This is a genomic window from Yoonia sp., assembly GCF_017854565.1.
Classification (GTDB): domain Bacteria; phylum Pseudomonadota; class Alphaproteobacteria; order Rhodobacterales; family Rhodobacteraceae; genus Yoonia.
Genome location: NZ_JAFMHJ010000024.1, coordinates 22,671 through 38,926 on the forward strand (window position 1 = coordinate 22,671; position 16,256 = coordinate 38,926).

The following is a 16,256-nucleotide window of genomic DNA, read 5'->3' on the forward strand; positions in this document are numbered from 1 at the left end:
CCATGGCGCGATTAACCAAAGATGCACCGTTCGTGCATCCCGACTGCGATATCACCGACAGCACATTTGGCCGCTTTACCGAAGTCGGGCGCGGGACCCGGATGGCGCATGCGCATATGGGCGACTATTCCTATTGCGACCGATATGCCGACATTGCCAATGCCGATATCGGCAAGTTTTCGAATATCGCCAGCTATGTGCGTATCGGGGCCACGGATCACCCGATGGACAAGGCAAGCTTGCATCACTTTCACTACCGCTCGGCTGATTATTTTGATGATTCGGCGCAGGACACGGCATGGTTCGCCCATCGCCGCAGCCGGCGTTCCGTCATCGGCCATGACACGTGGATCGGCCATGGCGCGCAGATCCGGCCCGACGTGACGCTGGGGCATGGCTGCGTCGTGGCCGGTGGCGCGATCGTCACCAAAGACGTGCCGCCCTACATGATCGTGGCGGGCATTCCGGCGGTGCCGCTGCGCGCGCGGTATCCGGACGGTATTGCCGACCGGATGATGGCGCTGGCTTGGTGGGACTGGTCGCACGACCGTTTGCACGCGGCGCTGGATGATTTCCGCGCGCTGGAGGCCACGGCCTTCCTTGAGAAATACGCCTGATTATTCTGCGGCAAGCCGAAAGTCTTGGTGCGTCTGGCAAAGCCGGTGGGCCACGCCTGCTGCCAGATACGACCAGCAACCAGCGACCATGGTCCCTTCGATCTGGCGGGTCTGTGCGTTCACAATGACCAGATCCGCGCGCCGTCCGGCGGCCAGCGTGCCCCGATCCTTCAGGCCCATGATCCGCGCCGGATTGGCGGATATCATCGCCCATGCCTGCGCAAGATCAATCACCCCGGTGTCGGCCAACACAAAGGCCGCCTGTGCCAGCGTTGGGTAATGATAGTCCGACACCAGCACATCGCACAGCCCGTCCCGAATCAACGTGCTGGCCGCGATATTACCCGCCTGCGATCCGCCTCGCACGACGTTTGGCGCACCCATGATCACCGGATCACGCCATGTCTTGGCAAGAGCGGCCGCACTGCGGTGGGTCGGGAATTCGCATATCTTGGCGCCGATCATCGCGTAATATTCACGCGTGCGCCCGTCCGCATCGTCATGGCTGCCATAGCGAACGCCCAAGCTGTCAAAGGCGCTGGCAAGGTTGCACAGATGGCGGGGCACCTGCGGCGTCAGGTCCTGCGCGGCGGCGACCAGCGCCATATGCGCGGCCAGACTGCGGCCCGTGCGCGCGGCCCAATGCGCCGCCCGTTCTGGATGGGTGCGCGCCATATCGACAGCTTCATCAAGGTGGTTGTTGAAGATGACATAGTCGATGCCATAGGTCCGTATCGCGGCGATCAGCCGATCCTGGGTATCGACGGTATGGGTTTCACAACGAATTTGCACCCGCAGGTCGGTCAACATTAGGGCCTTGTAGGCCTGATGCGCCGCCAGAAACGTTTCCGCAAAATCGGGCCCGCGCGTGCCGCCTTCCCATGACCAGCTTTGCGCCATCCACGCCGTTGTCACCCCATTGGCGGCAGCATCACGGTCAGTGCCCGCCAGACCCAGCGAGATCGGAAAAGGGGCGGTCGGGCGCGGCGCGATATGATGTTCGAACGCATCGCCATGCAGGTCGATAATCCCCGGCAGGACGTAGTAGTCGGTCAGATCAAGTTGCGTGTTCGCCGCGGCAGGGTCGTCACTGACGTAGCCGCCCGTGACGGTAATATCGCCCGCTGCGATCTGACCACCGCGCAAGACCTGTGCGCCGGTAAAGGAAAGTTGGGAAATCGGATAAGTCATTTGAATGGCCACCTGAGAATTCTTTCAGGTTGTATGCCAGCGCGATGTATCGCCCTTGTGACAGTGCCGTTTACTGTTCGTTAACAATAAGGCTCACCCTGTCGCCGGCAAACCATGTGTGGCCGTATTCGACAGGCGCGCCGTCGGGATCAATGTTGATGGCGACTGTGCGCAAGATCGGTGCGTGTTCGGCGATCCGCAGGTGCAGCGCCTGCGTCGCGGTGGCCAGTTTCGCGGTCAGCCGTGTCGTGATGCGAGTATAATCCGATACCCCCTGACGCGCCAGCGCCGCCGTCACCGATTTTGTCTCGTCAAGATCGGCCAGCAGTCCGGGGAAACGTGCCGCAGGGAAAATACTGCGAAAAACTGCGATGGGCTGCGCATCGGCGAGCGACAGACCCTCGCAGGCATGCACCTGCGCCCCAGGTGCCAGGGCCAGGGCATCTGCTTCGCGCGTGTCGGCGGTACGGGTTTCCAGCGTCAGAATCGTTTTCGCGGCAGTGCGCCCGGCGGCGGCAAGGTTCTGGTGAAACCGCACCCGCCGTCCGATAGGGTAATCTGTCGGCGTCTGCGCCACAAAGACCCCCGAACCGCGCCGCGCGTGCAGCAACCCATCGTCGGCCATCGCCCCCAAGGCCCGGCGGACCGTATGCCGGTTCACGCCGAAACGATGCGCCAACTCTGCCTCGGTGGGCAGTTTGTCGCCCGGCCCATACCGCCCTTCGGCGATGTCGTGGGTCAGGGTGGCGGCGATGGATGTCCAGATTGCGGTGCGGGCCATGGTGTCACGAAAACTTCACACTAAGGGGGATTGCGGCGGCGGGGTCTTACGCTCTAAGAGTTGTCTAGTTGTATATTAAAGTAGACAAACCTGCAAGGTGTCTAGATGAACATGATGATTGATCCAAATACCGACCGCAAAGCCTGGATGGGCCTGTTGGCCAAAGCCTGCGCCGCCGATCTGGCCCGCTACTGGGAAAGGTTCGGCGCGATGCCGGACCATGTTCTCTTGCGCGCCCCTGAAATTGGCGGCGTCATGGTGCGTGGCCGCGCCGGTGCCGTAGGCGCCGCATTTAATCTGGGCGAAATGACCGTCACCCGCTGTTCGGTCAAACTTGCCGATGGCGCGGTAGGCCATGCCTATGTGCAGGGGCGCGACAAGGACAAGGCGCTGCAGGCCGCGTTGATTGATGCGCTGATGCAAACCGCCGCCGCACCCCAGATAGAGGCCCGGATACTGGCGCCGTTGCGCGACACTATTGCCGCCGTCAAGGCGACGCGGGCAGCCAAGGCGGCCGCGACCAAGGTTGAGTTTTTCACGATGATGCGAGGGGAAGACTGATGCAAGTCACAGCACTTGAAGGTGGATTTGGCAACGCGCCTATTGATTCCGCCCACGCATTTCGGGGCGTGATGAATGCCATGGCGCGACCCGGCACGATCCATGATCTGGCTGGCGCGACCCCACCGGCCCCTTTGTCCGTCGCCGCTGGCGTGGTGTTGCTGACGCTCTGCGATCCCGATACGCCGGTCTTTCTGGCCCCAAGCCGCGACACGCAGGCGTTGCGCGACTGGATCACCTTTCACACAGGCGCGCCGTTTTCGGGGCCGGATCAGGCCGTCTTTGCCGTTGGCGCATGGGACGAACTGCCGTTGACCAGCTTTCCGATCGGCACATCGCAATACCCCGACCGGTCCACGACCCTGATCGTCGAGCTTCCTGCGCTGGATAACACCGGTGCAACCCTGCGCGGTCCGGGCATCGCAGAAAGCGCACAGCTTTCCTTGCCTGATCTTGCGCCACTTCAGGGCAACGCGACGCTGTTCCCGCTGGGGCTTGATTTTATGTTCACCTGCCAAAGCCGCCTTGCCGCTTTGCCACGCACGACAAAGGTGTCTTGATGTATGTTGCGGTAAAGGGTGGCGAAAAGGCCATCGACAATGCCCATGCGTGGCTGGCCGAGGAACGGCGCGGCGATACCGCCGTGGCCGCATTATCCGTCGCGCAGATCCGGCAGCAATTGGCGCTGGCTGTGAACCGTGTCATGGCCGAAGGCTCGCTTTATGATCCTGATCTTGCCGCCTTGGCGATCAAACAGGCGCGCGGTGATCTGATAGAGGCGATCTTTTTGATCCGGGCGTATCGGACGACGCTGCCCCGGTTTGGCGGCTCTGCCCCGGTGGATACGGATGCGATGGTTTGCGACCGGCGCGTGTCCGCGACGTTCAAGGATGCGCCGGGCGGTCAGGTTCTGGGGCCGACATTTGACTACACGCACCGCCTGCTGGATTTCAAACTGGCCGCTGATGGCGAGGTGCCTGCAGTGCCGCAAGCCCCGATTCAAACCGCGCCGACGCCGCATATCATGTCATTTCTGGACCGCGAGGACCTGATTCAATCCGAACCCGTCGGTCCCGAAACTCCACCGGATCTGACCCGGACACCGCTTGAACTGCCAGCGGACCGGGCGTTGCGGTTGCAGGCGCTGACGCGCGGCGACGAAGGGTTCATCCTTGGCATGGCCTATTCAACCCAGCGCGGTTATGCGCGCAACCATGCCTTTGTCGCCGAGCTGCGGATTGGCGCGGTCGCGGTTGAAATGGACATCCCTGAACTGGGCTTTGCCATTGAAATCGGCGAGGTGACGTTGACCGAATGTGAAACCGTGAACCAGTTCCAAGGCTCGAAAACACAGCCGCCGCAGTTCACACGCGGATACGGGCTGGTCTTTGGGATGACCGAGCGCAAGGCGATTTCGATGGCGCTGGTGGACCGCGCCCTGCGCTGGAAGGAACTGGGCGAAGACAACCTTGGCGCGCCGGCACAGGACGAGGAATTCGTGCTGTACCATGCGGATAATATTCAGGCGACAGGGTTTCTCGAACACATCAAGCTGCCCCATTATGTCGATTTTCAATCGGAACTGGAACTGATCCGCAAACTGCGCCGCGAGGCACAGACCATGCAGGAGGCCGCACAATGACCGACTATAACTTTGCCTATCTGGACGAACAGACCAAACGGATGATCCGGCGTGCGATCCTCAAAGGGCTGGCGATCCCCGGCTATCAGGTGCCGTTTGCCAGCCGCGAAATGCCCATGCCCTATGGTTGGGGCACCGGTGGCGTGCAGGTCAGTGCGGCGGTATTGACCCCCGATGACGTGTTCAAGGTGATTGACCAAGGCGCAGACGACACGACGAACGCGGTGTCCATCCGGCGGTTCTTTCAAAAGACCGCAGGCGTTGCCGTGACCGAGGCCACGACCGAAGCCAGCGTTATCCAGACCCGCCACCGCATTCCCGAAGAGGCGCTGCGCGAGGATCAGATTATTGTCTATCAGGTGCCGATCCCCGAACCGCTGCGTTTTCTGGAACCGTCCGAGGTGGAAACCCGCAAGATGCACAGTCTGGAAGAATACGGGCTGATGCACGTGAAGCTATATGAAGATATCAGCCAGCACGGGGCGATTGCCACATCCTACGCCTATCCGGTCAAGGTTGAAGGGCGCTATGTCATGGACCCGTCACCGATCCCGAAATTCGACAATCCGAAACTGGAAATGGCCGGGATACAGTTGTTTGGTGCCGGGCGGGAACAGCGGATATATGCGCTCCCACCTTATACCAAGGTGGTCAGTCTGGACTTCGACGACTTCCCGTTCGAAGCAACCAAGGCCGACCATGCCTGTGACTTGTGCGGGGCCGACGACAGCTATCTCGACGAATTGATCGTCGATGACGCAGGCGGGCGCATGTTCATGTGTTCCGACACCGATTATTGCGGCAAGCGTCGCAAGGATGGCCATGTGGGTGCCCAAGGTGTCCCCTATCAGGAGGACGCGGCATGACCCCGCTTTTGCAAGTCAGCAATATTGCGAAATTCTATGGGCACCGGATTGGCTGCACGGATGTGTCATTCGATCTGTACCCCGGCGAGGTGATGGGCATTGTCGGCGAAAGCGGATCGGGCAAATCTACCTTGCTGAATTGTCTGGCGGGGCATCTGACCCCCGACACCGGCGCTGTGCGTTTCGACACGCGCACCGATGGTCTGCGCGATACCGTCACAATGAGCGAACCCGAGAGGCGCATGTTGTCGCGCACCGACTGGGCGTTTGTTCATCAACATGCGCGTGATGGGCTGCGGATGAACGTTAGCGCGGGCGGCAATGTGGGCGAACGGCTGATGGCCGTGGGCGCACGCCACTACGGTGATATTCGCGCGACCGCGACGGACTGGCTGGGCCGGGTCGAGATCAGCGAAGACCGGATTGACGACCGCCCGACCGCATTTTCCGGCGGCATGCAACAGCGGCTGCAGATTGCGCGCAATCTGGTCACGGGGCCGCGGCTGGTGTTCATGGATGAACCCACGGGTGGTCTGGATGTCAGCGTTCAGGCGCGGCTGCTTGACCTGTTGCGCGGTCTGGTCCGCGAGATGAACCTGAGCGCGATCATCGTCACCCACGATCTTGCCGTTGTACGCCTGCTTGCGGATCGGCTGATGGTCATGAAAGACGGTCATGTGGTTGAAACCGGCCTGACGGATCAGGTGCTGGATGATCCGCAACACGGGTACACCCAACTTCTTGTTTCCTCTGTCTTGCAGGTTTAAGCTTATGATCTCTGTCGAAAATGTCTCGAAATCCTTTACGCTGCACAATCAGGGCGCGGCGGTTATTCCGGTAATGCGGGGTGCGTCGCTACAGGTGGCGCGCGGTGAATGTGTCGCGCTGGTGGGCGCGTCCGGTGCCGGGAAATCGACGCTGATGCGGATGATTTACGGTAATTATCTGGCCGCCGCCGGGCGCATCATGATCGGCGATGTGGATGTGGCGGTGGCCCAGCCGCGCGATATTCTGCAACTGCGGCGCTATACACTGGGCTATGTCAGCCAGTTTTTGCGCGTCGTGCCGCGTGTGCCGACGGTCGCGGTCGTGGCCGAACCGCTGCTGGCGACAGGCACCCCACGGGATGCGGCGTTGGCGCGGGCAGAAGTGCTGCTGGACAGGCTCAATATCCCGCAGCGGCTTTGGTCGCTCAGCCCGACGACCTTTTCTGGCGGCGAACAGCAGCGGGTCAACATTGCACGCGGTTTTGCCTATGATTATCCGGCGCTTTTGCTGGACGAACCCACCGCCAGTCTGGATGGGACCAACCGCGAGGTTGTGATGTCGATGATCGAACAGGCCAAGGCGCGCGGCGCGGCGATCATTGGTATCTTCCATGACGAGGCGGCCCGCGCGCGCGTCTGTGACCGCGAAATCGACGTGACCGGCTTTACCCCCAAGGCCGCCGCGTGACGGGGCGCTTTATCGCTGTTGTCGGCCCATCGGGTGTTGGCAAAGACAGCGTCATGGCGGCCATGGCCAAAGCCGAGCCGCGCCTGACGCTGGCCCGCCGGGTGATTACCCGCCCGTCCGATGCGGGCGGCGAAGATTTTGATGGCGTGACGGTGGACCAGTTTGCGCGGATGCGCAGCGCGGGGTTCTTCGCGCTTTCATGGCCTGCGCATGGGCTGTCCTACGGCATTCCGCTCTGCGTCGAAACATGGCTGAATGCCGGCCAGGATGTGTTGGCCAACCTGTCGCGCACTATGCTTGGGGCCGCAAAAGCGCGGTTTGCGCGCAGCGAGGTCCTGATGTTGACCGCATCGCATGACGTGCTTGCGGCGCGGCTGGTCGCGCGGGGGCGGGAAGATACCCACGACGTCGCCCGCCGCCTGAAACGCGCGGACTATGCCTTGCCCGCCGATATCATGGTCCATGTGATCGACAATGGCGGCGCACTGGACGACACGGTGCGACATGCGCTGGACCTGCTTTATCCGGCCAACGCATAGCGATGGATTTCATGGAACAAACCCGCCGTGTCCTGACCCAGAAGCGTCAGGTGATCAATGACAAAGGGCTGTGGGATCAGCGGCGTCAGGACCGGCGTCAGCTGGTCTGCAACGGACTGCGCCGTTGCGTCGTCGACGCGCCCGGTCAGCGTCATGTGAAACGCGAAGTCGTCCATCACATAGGGATAGCCCCACTGGATCAGGTTCAGGTCCTGCTGCGGCGTCAATCCGCGCCGCCGTCGCTTGGCAATATCGCTGGGCTTGGCCGGTGCGCGAAACGGATCAAGGTCGCGCACGATACATGCGGCCAGCGCGCGCAGCGCGGGCACATCGCCGACCGGGCGGATCGCCATGAAGCCATGATGCTGCTGCAATGTCATCTGTTGTACGGTGACCGGCGCAGTGCGGGCAGCCAATCGCGTGATGGCCGCAGACAGCCCATCGGCGGTTGTCCCGCTGTGCAGCCCAAAGGGCGCCTTGAGCGTTGCATGAAACCCGTATTGACGCGGTACATCCGTCAGGGCCGCGACATCCAGATCGCCCACTGCCGGGTGATCGACCCTGCGGCTTTGGTGACTGTCCCAGCCCAACCAAGCCGCGCAGAAATCAGCGAAAGCCCCAGCTGGCGGTGTGTAGAAAACTGCATATCTGATAAACATAGCACCCCTTGCCAAGACAGCGTGACAAAGCCATGACACAAGACATTATTTTCGCCAATGCCCGGATTATTCTACCTCAAGAGGTGGTTCAGGGCAGTTTGCGCGTTCGCGACGGCGTGATTGTCGACATCGCCGCAGGCGGCAGTGTTCCGCAGGGGGCCATGGACTGCGAAGGCGACTTTGTCAGTCCGGGACTGATCGAGCTGCATACCGACAATCTGGAGCGTCACATGGCGCCGCGACCCAAGGTGGATTGGCCGCATCGCGCGGCGATCATCGCGCATGACCGTGAACTGGCGGGCACCGGCATTACGACGGTGTTCGATGCGATCCGGGTCGGGTCCATCGTGTCTGACAATGGCAAACGTTATGGCAAATACGCCCGGCAGATGGCCGACGAAATTCTGGGTATGCGCGACGCCGGGGCGCTCAAGATCAGCCACCACATCCACCTGCGCGCCGAAGTCTGCTCGGAAACGCTGGTCGATGAACTGGCCGAGTTTTCACCGGCGGATCGGATCGGGATTGTATCGCTGATGGACCACACACCGGGCCAGCGCCAGTTCACCGACCTGCAAAAGTTCGAAGATTACGTTTGCGGCAAACACGGGATGGATCGGGTCAGCTTCACCGCCTATGTGGATTTTCTGTACGGCCTGCAGGATCGGCTGGGGGCCACACATGAGACCGCAACAGTTGCCGCCGCGCACCGCTATGGCGCGGCATTGGCCAGCCACGACGACACGACCGCCGCACAGGTCGCGGCCAGTCATGCGCATGGGATAACGCTGGCCGAATTTCCCACGACGGTGGCGGCCGCCGATGCGTGCCACGTGTCGGGTATTGCCACGATCATGGGGTCGCCGAACCTTGTGCGCGGCGGTTCGCATTCCGGCAATGTGGCGGCGCATGAATTGGCGGCGCTGGACCGGCTTGATATATTGTCATCCGACTACGTGCCGGCGTCATTGCTCTTGGGGGCGGTGCAGTTGGGTGACATCTGGGGCAACCCCGCGCGCGGCATTGCGGCTGTCACGGCGAACCCCGCACAAAAGGTGGGGTTGACCGACCGGGGCACCGTGGCGATTGGCAAGCGCGCCGATCTGATCCGCTTTGCGCGCCGCCATGACGTGCCGATAATACAGTCGGTCTGGTCGGCGGGTAGCCGGGTTGCATAGCGTCCAAGGGCGGGATCGCCAAAAACCTTGCGCGGCGTTCACTGTTTTGATGTAACAATACCCCACGGGCCGCATGGGCCGCGCATGGTACGGGCTGGCAACCCCGATGCGATTGCCCCATATCTGTTACGAAAGCGCCATGTCGTGGCCTTGGCGTGGCAAAGGATATGGTGTGACCCAGACAAACTTGACGGCAGAATGGATCGAACGGTTTCCGGGCCTCTCCCGGCTGAAACCGGAGACCAAGCAACAGCTTTTGCAGCGCAGCGCGATTGTGAACGTGGCGCGCGATACGGTTGTATTCGGCCCCGGAAAGTCGCCTGAAAACATGTTGTTCCTGCTTGATGGCACGGTGCGGGTGCAACAGGTGTCCGACACTGGCCGCGAGATTGTCCTGTACCGGATTCATGCCGGCGAAAGCTGCGTGCTGACCACGGCCTGCCTGCTGGCCTATGATGATTATTCCGCCGAAGGCATCGCCGAAACCGACGTGCAGGCCGCCGCCGTGCCCCGCGACGTGTTTGACGATCTGGTCGCGCAGTCGAAATCATTTCGCAGCTTCGTGTTTGCCGCGTTTTCCAAGCGGATCACCGATCTGTTCTTGATGGTCGACGAGGTGGCGTTCCAACGTATCGACGTCCGTCTGGCGCACAAGCTGATCGAACTGTCCGAAGGCCGCGACACGATCGCCACCACACACCAGAAACTGTCCGTCGAACTGGGTACGGCGCGCGAAGTGATTTCGCGGCAGCTACAGGAATTCCAGCGACGCGGCTGGATCGAACAGTCCCGTGGCACCGTTGCCATTCTCAGCCGGGCAAAGCTGGAAAATCTGGCCGACAAAAACCTGTAACGCTTTCTTCTTGGCTCGGTGACAATGTCACCGACGCTGCGACTCATTATGTGTAGTAAGGTCGCAGAGTTTTGAGGAGTAGCAGAAATGACCGTAGATATCGGGCCGCTTGACCGCTTTGTCCGGCTGACGCTTGGGCTTGTGTTGATCATGCTGCCGCTGGCAAGCGGCGCGGCGGTGTTCGCAATGACATGGATCAACTACGTGTCTATCGCCGGGGCTATTGTGATATTGGTAACTGCAGCGACGCAGTTTTGTGTCATTTATCGAATTTTTGGCATTCAGACGTGTAAGGAACGATGATGGAAACTTTATTTACGCCTTGGCAGTCCTTGGGCGGCGGCGCCTTGATCGGCGTGGCTTCCGTGCTTTTGATGGCGACGATGGGCCGGATCATGGGTGCGACCGGCATTCTGGCGGGGCTTTTGTATCCGGCGGGCTGGTCTGACTGGTCATGGCGTGCTGCCGTGCTTGCGGGCATGGCCAGCGGGCCGTTGGCGGTGTCGCTGCTGACGGGGCACATGCCTGTCGTGCAGGTGCCGGTATCCACGCCGATGTTGATTGTCGGCGGCTTTATCGTCGGCGTTGGCGTGACCTTTGGGTCGGGCTGCACGTCCGGGCATGGGGTTTGCGGCATGGCACGGCTTTCGCCGCGGTCAATTGCGGCTGTCATTACATTCATGATCACGACGGGCCTGACGGTCTATGTCGTGCGTCACATCATCGGAGGGTAAGCCATGCGTCTTGTCATATGCTATATCATCGGTCTGGTTTTCGGTGTCGGCATCTCTATCTCCGGGATGGCCAACCCTGCAAAGGTACTGAACTTTTTCGACGTTGCCGGAATCTGGGACCCCAGCCTGATCTTTGTGATGGGCGGGGCGGTTGTTGTCACCTTCATCGGCTACCGTGTCGTGCTGCGCCGTCCGGCCCCGTTGCTGGGGCAGGGGTTTCAACTGCCGACGCGGCGCGACCTTGATCTGCCGCTGATCGGTGGCTCTGCGGTCTTTGGTGTGGGCTGGGGTATTGCCGGGTTCTGCCCCGGTGGTGCGTTGCCGGTCCTTGGCACCGGACGCTCAGAGGTGTTCGTGTTCGTTGCGGCACTGCTGGTGGGTATCTTCGCGGTTAATACTCTGCGCCGCTCGTTGGCTGCGCGCAGTGCAACAGTATGATTTTTAGGGAAAAGAGGAACTGAAATGACATATCCAGTCAACATGGACGTCAAACCCGACGTTTCGGCCCATTTCGACGAGGCCACAAATACCATCAGCTATATCGTCAAGGACCCGTCCAGCAATCATTGCGCCATCATCGACAGCGTGATGGACATCGACTATGCCGCTGGCCGCATCACCTATGACCATGCCAATGCGCTGATCGCCGAGATCGAGCAGCGTGGCCTGACCTTGGACTGGATCATCGAAACCCATGTCCACGCCGACCACCTGAGCGCTGCGCCCTATATTCAGGAAAAGCTGGGTGGCAAGATCGGCGTCGGCGACAAGATTATGGTCGTGCAGGAAACCTTTGGGAAAGTGTTCAACGAGGGCACAGAATTCCAGCGCGATGGGTCGCAATTCGATGCGCTTTTCAAGGAAGGTGATACCTACAAGATCGGCAATATGGACGCCTTTGCGATGTATACGCCGGGCCATACGCCGGCCTGCATGGTCCATGTGATCGGCGATGCGGCCTTTACGGGTGACACGCTGTTCATGCCTGACGGCGGTTCGGCCCGTGCCGATTTCCCCGGCGGCGACGCAGGCGAGCTTTACGACAGTATCCAAAAGGTGCTGTCCCTGCCTGACGATATGCGTCTGTTCATGTGTCACGACTATGGCCCCAATGGCCGCGATATTCAGTGGGAAACCACGGTCGCTGATGAAAAGGCGCACAATATCCATGTGGGCGGTGGCAAGACCCGCGAAGAATTCATCAAGTTTCGCACCGAACGCGATGCCCAACTGGACATGCCCCGGCTGATTATCCCGTCGTTGCAGGTGAATATGCGTGCCGGTGCCGTGCCGACGGACAAAGACGGCAAGCCGATGCTCAAGGTGCCGGTCAACGGCCTATAATCGCAAACTGGGATACGCAGATGGAAATCAAGACGCTCACCTCTGGCCTGTCGGTCAGTCCGCAAATCACGGTCGCCGATATGCAGGCGATCAAGGATAAGGGGTTTCGCTCGGTCATCTGCAATCGCCCGGATGGCGAAGGCGCCGATCAGCCGGGCTTTGAAGAAATCGCCGCTGCGGCCAAAAAACTTGGGCTGGAGGCGGATTATCTGCCAATCGTCGCCGGTAAAGTCGGCGACGATGATGCGGTGGCCTTTGGTAAATCCCTGTTGGATTTGCCGGGGCCGACGTTGGCCTATTGCCGGACCGGGACCCGCTCGGCCACGCTTTGGTCGTTGGCCGAGGCCGAGACACGCAGCGTGTCCGATATCCTCGCCATCACCAAGGCGGCGGGCTATGACATGGGCGGGGTCGTGCGCCGGATCGCCAATGGCGGCAAGACACCTACCGACCGCGCCGATGCCAGCTACGAGGTTGTGATCGTGGGGGCGGGGGCCGCCGGGATCGCGGTTGCCGCCAGTTTGAAGGCGCGCAAGCCGGGGCTTGAGATTGCGATCATTGATCCTGCCGATATCCATTATTACCAACCCGGCTGGACCATGGTCGGTGCCGGTGTTTTCGACGCCCCTGAAACGGCGCGCACGATGGGGTCGCTGATCCCGCGCGGCGTGCATTGGATCAAGTCGGCCGTCGCCGCGTTTGAGCCAAAGGACGACGCGGTCATTCTGGATGGCTGCCGGGTCGTGAAATACAAACGTCTGATCGTCTGTCCGGGGCTGAAGCTGTATTGGAACAAGGTCGAAGGTCTGGTCGAGACGTTGGGCAAAAATGGTGTCACCTCCAACTATCGCTATGATCTTGCGCCCTACACATGGGAATTGGTGCAAGGCCTCAAAAAAGGCCGGGCGATTTTCACCCAGCCGCCGATGCCCATCAAATGTGCCGGTGCGCCGCAAAAGGCGATGTACCTGTCCGGCGATGCATGGTCCCGGCGCGGTGTTCTCAAGGATATCGACATCCACTTCAACAATGCCGGTGGCGTGCTGTTCGGGGTCAAGGATTACGTGCCCGCGCTCGAGCAATACGTGGAAAAATATGATGTCACGCTGAATTTCTTCCACAATCTTGTGGCGGTGGATGGGGATGCCAAAAAGGCGTGGTTCGATGTGATCAGGCCCGACGCGCCGGTTGAACGGGTCGAGATGGCGTTTGACATGATGCATGTCTGCCCACCCCAGACCGCACCTGATTTCATCCGTGTCTCGCCATTGGCGGATGCGGCTGGCTGGATTGACGTCGATCAGGCCACGCTGCGCCATAAAACCTACGAAAACATCTGGTCGCTGGGCGACGTGATGAATGCGCCCAACGCCAAAACGGCTGCCGCGGCGCGTGTGCAGGCACCGGTTGTGGCCGAAAACGTGGTCGCTGACATGCGGGGCCGCGCCCCTGTGGCGCAGTACAACGGCTATGGTTCGTGCCCGCTGACGGTCGAGCGCGGCAAGATCGTTCTGGCCGAATTCGGCTACGGTGGCACGCTCTTGCCCAGCTTCCCCAAGTTTCTGGTCGATGGCACAAAACCCAGCCGCGCGGCGTGGTTCCTCAAGGAAAAAATACTGCCACCGATCTATTGGAAGGCCATGCTAAAGGGCCGTGAATGGATGGCCAAACCGGAAAAAGTGACGGTTGACTAAACCGTGTGTCCCGCCTCTGCCCGGTCCTGCGGGCCGGGGCCAACAATCACCTCACAATAATCGAGCCTGTCATGTCGGCATATCTTTCGCGTTTTCTGCCCATCCTGTCTTGGGGGCGTAGCTACAACGCTAGGTCATTTGGCAATGATATGGTCGCGGCTGTCATCGTCACGATCATGTTGATCCCGCAATCGCTGGCCTATGCGCTGCTGGCGGGATTGCCGCCAGAGGCCGGGCTTTATGCGTCCATCGCGCCGATCATTCTTTACGCGGTGTTCGGCACCAGCCGCGCGCTGGCGGTGGGTCCCGTCGCGGTGGTGTCGCTGATGACCGCCGCCGCCTTGGCCAATATCGCCGAGCAGGGGACGATGGGCTATGCCGTGGCCGCGCTGTCGCTGGCGGCGCTGTCGGGTGTGATGTTGCTGGCCTTGGGGGTGTTCCGTCTGGGCTTTATCGCCAATTTCCTGTCGCATCCGGTCATTGCGGGTTTCATCACGGCGTCCGGGATCATTATCGCGGCCAGCCAGTTGAAACATGTGCTGGGCATCAATGCAGAGGGTCACAACCTGTTGGAGATCGGCGGATCGCTGATCACACATCTGACGCAAATCCACTGGATCACGGCCCTTATCGGCGTCAGCGCCACCGCATTTCTGTTTTGGGTCCGCAAGGGGCTGAAACCATTGCTGCGCCGGATGGGGCTGGGGGCGGGTGCCGCCGACGTGATCGCCAAGGCCGGCCCTGTTGCGGCGGTCGTTGCCACGACCCTCGCCGTCTGGGGGCTGGATCTGGCAGCGCGCGGCGTGAAGATTGTCGGCGATGTACCCCAAAGCCTGCCGCCGCTGACCCTGCCGTCCTTCTCACCCGAACTTCTGGGGCAGTTGTTGCTACCCGCGTTCCTGATTTCGATCATTGGCTTCGTCGAATCCATTTCCGTTGCCCAGACACTGGCCGCCAAGAAGCGTCAGCGCATTGACCCCGACCAAGAGCTGATCGGCTTGGGTGCCGCAAATATCGCCGCATCCCTGACCGGCGGTTTCCCGGTGACGGGTGGCTTTTCGCGATCCGTGGTGAATTTTGACGCCGGCGCCGAAACGCCTGCTGCCGGTGCGTTCACCGCTGTCGGTCTGGCCATCGCCGCCGTCGCACTGACGCCGCTGATCTTCTTTCTGCCCAAGGCCACGCTGGCCGCCACGATTATCGTCGCCGTGCTGAGCCTTGTGGACTTCAGCATCCTCAAACGAAGTTGGGCGTATTCGAAGGCGGACTTTTCTGCGGTTCTGGCGACAATTCTGCTGACCCTTGGTGTCGGTGTCGAAGCAGGCGTTTCTGCGGGCGTCGCCTTGTCGGTGCTGCTGCATCTCTATAAATCGTCACGCCCTCACATTGCCGAAGTCGGCTTGGTGCCGGGTACCGAACACTTTCGCAACGTCTTGCGTCACAAGGTGCAGACGGATCCGCATGTGCTGACCCTGCGGGTGGACGAAAGCCTGTATTTCGCCAATGCCCGCTTTCTTGAAGACAGCATTCACGACCGCGTCGCCGCCAACAAGAATATCCGCCATGTGATCCTGCAATGTACGGCGATCAATGAAATCGACCTCAGTGCGCTGGAATCGCTCGAGGCGATCAACAACAGGCTGGCCGAGATGGACGTGAAACTGCATCTGTCCGAAGTCAAAGGCCCGGTGATGGACCGGCTGCAACGATCGCATTTTCTTGACCAGCTGACCGGCAAGGTTTTCCTGACACAGTTCGAAGCCGCAGGGGCGGTCAGGGCCTACACCGCCGCCGTCTGATCGGCTTTCCCAGGCGCGCCCGTTGCCCCGGTACATGCACACCGCGCCGGCGCTGTTGTCTTGCAAACCCGGTCTCGGGCCACGCCAAACGACAATGCGATTTGCGTGCAGACGTACGTACGCAGTCTGTACGGGTTGTGGACAGGTTCCGGCTGTGCATTTGTGACGTTTTCCCAAGGTTTCAGCGCGTTTTTACGTCATGGCCCGCGAAACCGTCGCCAGCCCCCACCGCGCGTTGCGCCGCCCTCTTGATCCGCCCGGTGCATCCGTCTATACGCCGCTGGTCGGAGGTCATAAATCCGACTCATATGTAACGCCGTGTTTGGCCGCTCCCGTCGCTGGG

At 60.9% G+C, this 16,256-nt stretch carries 19 protein-coding genes; 16 read left to right on the top strand and 3 right to left on the bottom strand.

The window, feature by feature from the left end:
• The first annotated feature begins 2 nt into the window (after positions 1–2).
• Positions 3–617 (top strand): chloramphenicol acetyltransferase, encoded by a 615-nt coding sequence (locus tag QZ196_RS10885; protein ID WP_296426321.1) that lies wholly within the window; start codon positions 3–5, stop codon positions 615–617.
• On the opposite strand, the gene QZ196_RS10890 is transcribed toward QZ196_RS10885, so the two are convergent.
• Complete coding sequence (locus QZ196_RS10890) at positions 618–1,808, bottom strand: alpha-D-ribose 1-methylphosphonate 5-triphosphate diphosphatase (protein WP_296426322.1); 1,191 nt, start codon at positions 1,806–1,808, stop codon at positions 618–620.
• 70 nt (positions 1,809–1,878) lie between these two features.
• On the bottom strand, positions 1,879–2,589 hold the full coding sequence (gene phnF / locus QZ196_RS10895; RefSeq protein WP_296426324.1) for a phosphonate metabolism transcriptional regulator PhnF: 711 nt from the start codon (positions 2,587–2,589) through the stop codon (positions 1,879–1,881).
• A 105-nt stretch (positions 2,590–2,694) separates the two neighbouring features.
• Here phnF and phnG point away from each other — a divergent pair, with 105 nt between their 5' ends.
• Genes phnG through phnN form a run of 7 tightly spaced genes read left to right on the top strand, consistent with a single transcriptional unit; the run spans position 2,695 to position 7,652 of the window.
• On the top strand, positions 2,695–3,150 hold the full coding sequence (gene phnG / locus QZ196_RS10900; protein ID WP_296426325.1) for a phosphonate C-P lyase system protein PhnG: 456 nt from the start codon (positions 2,695–2,697) through the stop codon (positions 3,148–3,150).
• Positions 3,150–3,710 (top strand): phosphonate C-P lyase system protein PhnH, encoded by a 561-nt coding sequence (gene phnH, locus QZ196_RS10905; RefSeq protein ID WP_296426327.1) that lies wholly within the window; start codon positions 3,150–3,152, stop codon positions 3,708–3,710. Before phnG ends, phnH begins: the two co-directional genes overlap by 1 nt.
• Positions 3,710–4,792 (top strand): carbon-phosphorus lyase complex subunit PhnI, encoded by a 1,083-nt coding sequence (locus tag QZ196_RS10910; RefSeq protein ID WP_296426330.1) that lies wholly within the window; start codon positions 3,710–3,712, stop codon positions 4,790–4,792. The genes phnH and QZ196_RS10910 overlap by 1 nt, the downstream gene beginning before the upstream one ends.
• Positions 4,789–5,658, top strand: a complete 870-nt coding sequence (locus tag QZ196_RS10915; RefSeq protein ID WP_296426332.1) for an alpha-D-ribose 1-methylphosphonate 5-phosphate C-P-lyase PhnJ — start codon at positions 4,789–4,791, stop codon at positions 5,656–5,658. Before QZ196_RS10910 ends, QZ196_RS10915 begins: the two co-directional genes overlap by 4 nt.
• A complete protein-coding gene (gene phnK / locus QZ196_RS10920; RefSeq protein ID WP_296426334.1) occupies positions 5,655–6,425 on the top strand; it encodes a phosphonate C-P lyase system protein PhnK in 771 nt (256 codons plus the stop codon). Before QZ196_RS10915 ends, phnK begins: the two co-directional genes overlap by 4 nt.
• Positions 6,426–6,429: 4 nt before the next feature.
• The gene (phnL, locus tag QZ196_RS10925; RefSeq protein ID WP_296426336.1) at positions 6,430–7,113 is read left to right on the top strand and encodes a phosphonate C-P lyase system protein PhnL; all 684 of its coding nucleotides are present in this window, start codon (positions 6,430–6,432) and stop codon (positions 7,111–7,113) included.
• Positions 7,110–7,652, top strand: a complete 543-nt coding sequence (gene phnN, locus QZ196_RS10930; protein WP_296426338.1) for a phosphonate metabolism protein/1,5-bisphosphokinase (PRPP-forming) PhnN — start codon at positions 7,110–7,112, stop codon at positions 7,650–7,652. Before phnL ends, phnN begins: the two co-directional genes overlap by 4 nt.
• On the opposite strand, the gene QZ196_RS10935 is transcribed toward phnN, so the two are convergent.
• Positions 7,634–8,311 (bottom strand): DUF1045 domain-containing protein, encoded by a 678-nt coding sequence (locus QZ196_RS10935; protein WP_296426340.1) that lies wholly within the window; start codon positions 8,309–8,311, stop codon positions 7,634–7,636. The two genes, phnN and QZ196_RS10935, sit on opposite strands and share 19 nt — an antisense overlap.
• Positions 8,312–8,343: 32 nt before the next feature.
• Between QZ196_RS10935 and QZ196_RS10940 the strand changes: the two genes are divergently transcribed.
• The 8 genes from QZ196_RS10940 (at position 8,344) to sulP (ending at position 15,913) form a co-directional block, all read left to right on the top strand.
• Entirely contained in the window at positions 8,344–9,489 is a 1,146-nt protein-coding gene (locus tag QZ196_RS10940) for an alpha-D-ribose 1-methylphosphonate 5-triphosphate diphosphatase (protein WP_296426342.1), read from the top strand.
• A gap of 187 nt (positions 9,490–9,676) precedes the next feature.
• The gene (locus QZ196_RS10945) at positions 9,677–10,342 is read left to right on the top strand and encodes a Crp/Fnr family transcriptional regulator (protein ID WP_296426380.1); all 666 of its coding nucleotides are present in this window, start codon (positions 9,677–9,679) and stop codon (positions 10,340–10,342) included.
• Positions 10,343–10,429: 87 nt separating this feature from the next.
• A complete protein-coding gene (locus QZ196_RS10950) occupies positions 10,430–10,645 on the top strand; it encodes a DUF2892 domain-containing protein (RefSeq protein WP_296426344.1) in 216 nt (71 codons plus the stop codon).
• Positions 10,645–11,076 carry a YeeE/YedE thiosulfate transporter family protein gene (locus tag QZ196_RS10955; protein WP_296426345.1) on the top strand — a complete coding sequence of 144 codons (432 nt, stop codon included), beginning with the start codon at positions 10,645–10,647 and terminating at the stop codon, positions 11,074–11,076. The genes QZ196_RS10950 and QZ196_RS10955 overlap by 1 nt, the downstream gene beginning before the upstream one ends.
• 3 nt (positions 11,077–11,079) lie before the next feature.
• A complete protein-coding gene (locus tag QZ196_RS10960; RefSeq protein ID WP_296426346.1) occupies positions 11,080–11,514 on the top strand; it encodes a DUF6691 family protein in 435 nt (144 codons plus the stop codon).
• A 24-nt stretch (positions 11,515–11,538) separates the two neighbouring features.
• Positions 11,539–12,420, top strand: a complete 882-nt coding sequence (locus QZ196_RS10965) for an MBL fold metallo-hydrolase (RefSeq protein ID WP_296426347.1) — start codon at positions 11,539–11,541, stop codon at positions 12,418–12,420.
• Between the two features lie 20 nt (positions 12,421–12,440).
• Positions 12,441–14,114, top strand: a complete 1,674-nt coding sequence (locus QZ196_RS10970; RefSeq protein ID WP_296426348.1) for a bifunctional protein tyrosine phosphatase family protein/NAD(P)/FAD-dependent oxidoreductase — start codon at positions 12,441–12,443, stop codon at positions 14,112–14,114.
• 71 nt (positions 14,115–14,185) lie between these two features.
• The gene (gene sulP / locus QZ196_RS10975; protein WP_296426350.1) at positions 14,186–15,913 is read left to right on the top strand and encodes a sulfate permease; all 1,728 of its coding nucleotides are present in this window, start codon (positions 14,186–14,188) and stop codon (positions 15,911–15,913) included.
• The last annotated feature ends 343 nt before the right edge of the window (positions 15,914–16,256 follow it).